The organism is Dietzia sp. DQ12-76 (assembly GCF_014145045.1).
Lineage (GTDB): Bacteria > Actinomycetota > Actinomycetes > Mycobacteriales > Mycobacteriaceae > Dietzia.
In genome coordinates this window covers 1-5083 of record NZ_JAALDV010000167.1, presented here as the reverse complement: position 1 = coordinate 5083, position 5083 = coordinate 1, and the positions used below count along the sequence as shown (strand labels likewise).

Annotated in this window: 3 protein-coding genes; all 3 read right to left on the bottom strand. The window is 69.0% G+C overall.

Features of this window, described 5'->3' with window-relative positions:
* Positions 1-2420: (Fe-S)-binding protein (locus tag G6019_RS06950; RefSeq protein WP_182627275.1), on the bottom strand; the 2420-nt coding region annotated here is incomplete at its 3' end.
* 173 nt (positions 2421-2593) lie between these two features.
* Positions 2594-4183 (bottom strand): S1 family peptidase, encoded by a 1590-nt coding sequence (locus tag G6019_RS06945; protein WP_182612829.1) that lies wholly within the window; start codon positions 4181-4183, stop codon positions 2594-2596.
* A gap of 114 nt (positions 4184-4297) precedes the next feature.
* Positions 4298-5083 (bottom strand): S1 family peptidase (locus G6019_RS06940; protein WP_241725916.1); only part of this gene is annotated, 786 nt, incomplete at its 5' end.

The window sequence follows — 5083 nt, the reverse complement described above, 5'->3', positions numbered from 1 at the left end:
CCCTCGCCCTCGTCGATGACCGGGTTGTCCGGGGCCGAGGCGGGCTCGGCGACAGCGGTCTTGGACTCGGCCGGCGCGGCGTCCCGGGCCGCCTTCTCGTCGGCCTCCTTCTCGGCCGCGGTCTTCTCGCGCTTCGGCTGCTCCAGCCACGCGGCTTCGCGAGGCTCAGGCAGGCCACCGTCGCGCGTGACGGACTCCAGCAGCAGCTGGGCCACGTCCACGACCTCGACCTGGCCCTCCTGCTCGGTGCCGTCGGTCTGGGCGGTCGCGCCATCCGAGAGCATGACGCGGCAGAACGGGCAGCCGGTCGCGATCTTGGTGGCCTTGGTCGACAACGCCTCGTCCACGCGGTCGATGTTGATGCGCTTGCCGACCGTCTCCTCCATCCACATGCGCGCGCCACCGGCGCCACAGCACATGGAGCGCTGACCGTGGCGGGGCATCTCCGTGAGTGTCACACCGGAACCGTCCATGAGCTCTCGCGGAGCCTCGTAGACCTTGTTGTGACGGCCGAGGTAGCACGGGTCGTGGTAGGTGACGCCACCGTCGATCGGTGCGACCGGCACGAGCCGCTTCTCGCGCACGAGGCGGTTGAGCAACTGCGTGTGGTGGACGACCTGGTAATCGCCGCCGAAGTCGCCGTACTCGTTCTTGAGAGCGTTGAGACAGTGGGCACACGTGACGACGACCTTGCGCTGGCCGGTGGGCACACCGTCGAAGGCGTTGTTCATGGTCTCGATGTTCTGCTCGGCGAGCATCTGGAACAGGAACTCGTTGCCCGCGCGGCGGGCGGAGTCACCGGTACAGGTCTCGCCCTGGCCCAGGACGGCGAACTTCACGCCGGCCGTGTGCAGAAGCGTGGCGACGGCCTGGGTGGTCTTCTTGGCGCGGTCCTCGAACGCTCCGGCACAGCCGACCCAGAACAGGTACTCGGTGTCCGAGAAGTCCTCGATGTCGGAGCCGATGACCGGGATGTCGAAGTCGAGGGACTTCATCCACTCGTCGCGGCCCGAGTTGTTCTGCCCCCAGGGGTTGCCCTTGTTCTCCAGGTTCTTGAACAGGCCGGCGAGTTCCGTGGGGAACTCCGATTCGATGAGCACCTGGTAGCGGCGCATGTCGATGAAGTGGTCCACGTGCTCGATGTCCACCGGGCACTGCTCGACGCAGGCGCCACAGGTGGTGCAGGACCACAGGGCCTCCGGGTCGATGATGCCGGCGGCCGTCGGGTCGTCGGACACGTCGGCGGTGGTGTGGCCGACCAGCGGGCGCTGGGCCTCCAGGCGGGCGGCCTCGGGGATCCTGGCGAGCTTCTTCTCGTCCGGGTTGCCCTCGGCGTCGACGAGTCCCGTCTCCTCACCCATCGTGGTCTTGCCACCGGCGAGCAGATACGGGGCCTTGGCGTGGGCGTGGTCACGCAGCGCCATGATCATCAGCTTGGGGCTGAGCGGCTTGCCGGTGTTCCAGGCGGGGCACTGCTCCTGGCAGCGTCCGCACTCGGTGCAGGTGGAGAAGTCCAGCCAGCCCTTCCACGAGAAGTCCTCGATCGCACCCGCGCCCAGGACCGGCTCGAAGTCCTCGTCCGCCTCGGTGCGCTCCTCGATCTTCTCCATGGTCAGCGCCTCGCCGTCCATGGTCATGGGCTTGAGCGCGCCGAGCGCGGTGCGGCCGTCGGCCTCGCGCTTGAAGTAGATGTTGAAGAAGGCCGAGAAGCGGTGCCACGCCACACCCCAGGTGATGTTGCGGCCCACGACGTACAGCCAGATCATTCCGGTGAGCAGCTTGATCAGCGCGAAGATCGACACCATGAGCTCGTTGGCCGGCAGGACCGTGGAGATGGGGCCGGACACCCAGTCGTGCGCCCAGTTGAAGTCCTGGCCGTCCTCGCGGTAGAGCGCGAGCTTGCCGGCCTTGACGAAGAGCATTCCCAGACCCTCGAGCAGGACGACGGTCTCGACGAAGTACGCGGCCCGGCGGTCGGAACCGTTGAACCGGTTGAGGCTGCGACGCTGATTGACCTGGCGGATGATGATCAGCACCGTGATGCCGATGACCGTGCCCAGACCCAGGAACTCGTCCAGCACGTGGTACCAGGACTGCTGCGACAGCCAGGGCCATCCGCCGCGGGGGTTGAACGTCTGGATGTAGGCCTCGAACCAGACGATCGAGCCGAGCATGAAGCCGATCATGACGAACCAGTGGAAGAAGCCGACCGACCGCTTCCTGGCCATCCTGGTGTGGGCGCCGACCTCGATGATCGTGTTCTTCATCCGTGCGAACACGGGCCCCACGCGGTTGAAGCCGTCCTTCTGCCCCAGCATGATGCTCCGCACCATCCGCGACAGGCCGCCGATGAACGAGGCCCAGGCAAATAGGCTGAGCAGGACACCGATCGTCCCGAGAGTGATGGTCACGCCTGACATGGTTCGCGGCCTTTCGTCGCACTTCTCGACGCACGAGCACCTGACGACCCCTGGGGTGCCCGCCGACGGTCTTGTCGTTAAAGGTAAGCCACGCGGGCCCCGTACACCGAGTTGAGGTCGCCCTAAGTGGAGCGCACTCGATTCGGGGAACGGGGCCCGCGAGGCTGGTGGCGTCAGTTGGTTCGCAGTGTCAGACCGGGATGGGCGGCCATGACGTCGGCGATCGGGACCGCCGACAGGCGCGGGACGTACCCGTTCTCCCTGGCCACCGCGTCAGCATTGGCGCAGGTCCCGGTCTCGGCGACGTTGGACGCGCTGGAGATCCCCAGTGCCTTGTCTCCTGAGAACACGACGCCGCCGCTGTCGCCTGGGAGGGCGCAGAGGTCGACCGTGAACGCGTTGGCGATGGTGCGGGACCCGGCCACGTCGATCGTCGCGCCGACCTCGGACACGGTGCCACAGGAGAAGCCGGTCCGGAACCCGGTCTTGCAGGCCTTCTGCCCGACGACGGGTGCGGCGGTACCGGTGATCGCCTGGTTGGTGTCGGGACCGGCGCCGACCAGGTTCGTGCGGAAGCGGTCGGCGAACGCGGGGTCGACGGCCACGAGCGCGGTGTCGATCCCGTCGCGTTGGGTCCGCGTCATGGTGCCGAACTCCTGGCCGTTGGCGAGTGCGGCGCGCGTGCCGTCGGCACCGGCGCAGTGCGCGGCGGTGATGACGACGGGCGAGCCGTCGAGCTCACCGTTGAACCCGGTCGAGCACTCGAGGATCCCGCCCGGAACGGCGACGGAGTAGGCGGTGCCCCCGGCTATGGGCCCGGTGGGAGCGGGACCGTCGGCGCGCGTCTGGTTCTGGGGGACCGGGGTGACGGGGTCGGACATCGTCTGGCTCATCCCGTCGATGATCGAGCCGGTGCCCGGCGTCAGTCCGGCGAGCAGCTCGACGACGGTGCGCATCGGGCCCTCGGGGATCACACCGGTCTGGTTGAGCAGTGCGAGACTGGCGAGGGATCCCGGGTCGCCACCGGCGAGCGTCGGGCCCGGTGTGCCCGCGCGGGTGGTGGCGGGTTCGAGCCCGGCCGTGTTCGGAGCGCCCTCGGACTGGGTCCCACCGTCCTCGCTGCCGAACGGTGCGGTGTCCCACGCGGGGTCGGGCGCCTCGGTCATGTCGACCTCGGCGAGGTCCTTCAGTCGCGCGGTGAGGTTGCCCAGCTGGGCGGCCTCCCCGCCGCGGGTGGACACGACCACGGCGTTGCGGGTGGGGTCGACCCGCACCCCGGTGACCAGTGCCCGGAGGTCTTCGGGGAGGTCGGTGACGATCTTGCTCACCTGCCGCTCGCGGGCCGAGAGCTCCTCGGTGGTCAGCGCGACGTCCTGCACGGTGAAGCCGGCGTCGGTGGCCTCGGCGCGCAGCAGATCGCCCGCTTCGCCGGCGACCACGCCCACCAGGCCGGTGCCCTCCTCGTCCAACCACACGCCGCCGAACGAGTCGCGGAACGCCTTCTCCCACCGAGGCCGGGATTCGGCGAGGCGCTCGCCGATTCCGGCCTGGTCCAGGAACTGCTCGGGGGTCAGCCCCAGGTCCCGGCGCAGAGCCTCGACCAGCGAGGTCAGCTGGGGCCCCAGGGCGGAGTCGAGGGTGGGTAACACCTGCGTCTGCGCCGGTGTGGTGGGCGCTGGGGAGGGGGCGGCGCCGGCGGGGGCCGCTGTGACGACCAGGGCCGCGGTGGCGGTGAGGGCGGCGAGTCTCGTGGTGGTGCGCATGGTGGCCTTCCGTGATGCACGGTGGACGACTTCAGGTCGCCCAGTTGAGGCCAAGATTACGAAGATGTGATTACTGAGTCCAGTGCGACACGTGTGATTAGTGGGATTGATGTGTCAGGCGGCGCCCACCTGGAGTCCCGGGAAGCGGGACGAGATCGCCCCGACGGTCACCCCGACCATCGTCGGGACCGTTCCGCGGAGCGCGAGGTCGGCGCGGGCGGTCTCGCAGTTCGGGTAGGGCTGGTCGTTTCTGTCGAAGGCGTTGGACAGGCTGGTCACGGCGACCGCACGGGTCGCGGAGAACACCACTCCTCCGCTGTCGCCCGCGATCGCGCACAGGTTGATCGTGACGTTCCTGACCCCACCCGGTGTCGCCGAGTCGACGCCGGACACCTGCCCGCACGTATGACCCGTCCGCTGGCCGTACTTGCACAGGGTCTGCCCCCTGACCGGGGACTGCGTGCCGGACAGAGCCAGGGGCAGCGCGTTCTCGTCGAGGACGTGGGAGTTACGGAACCGTGGGTAGTCCTCGGGGTCGACGGTGATCAGCGCGGCGTCCATACCCTCGTCTGCCTCGGCAGAGGTGAAGACTCCGAGCCTCGGCGACCTGCTGTCCTCGGAGACCGTGCCGGGCCGGAACGTCGACTGGCCCGTCGCCTGGTCGGTGAAGGAACTGCAGTGGGCCACGGTGATGTTGACGACCCGTCCGTCACGTATCCCGTTGAATCCCAGGGAACACCAGTTGGCGACGGTGCGGGAGGGGGACAGGACGTACATGCGGGTCCCGCCCACCATGGAGTCCGGCACCAGGGCGCCCGGGTCCGGGCTCGGGGGGTTCGGGGCGTCCAGGACGGCCGCACCCGACCCGAGCGACCCCTGGGCGGGTCGCAGGCCTGCGGC

What these genes read in the sequence shown, in the direction of transcription:
- G6019_RS06945 (WP_182612829.1), bottom strand. Translation starts at nt 4,183, where the DNA reads ATGCGCACCACCACGAGACTCGCCGCCCTCACCGCCACCGCGGCCCTG.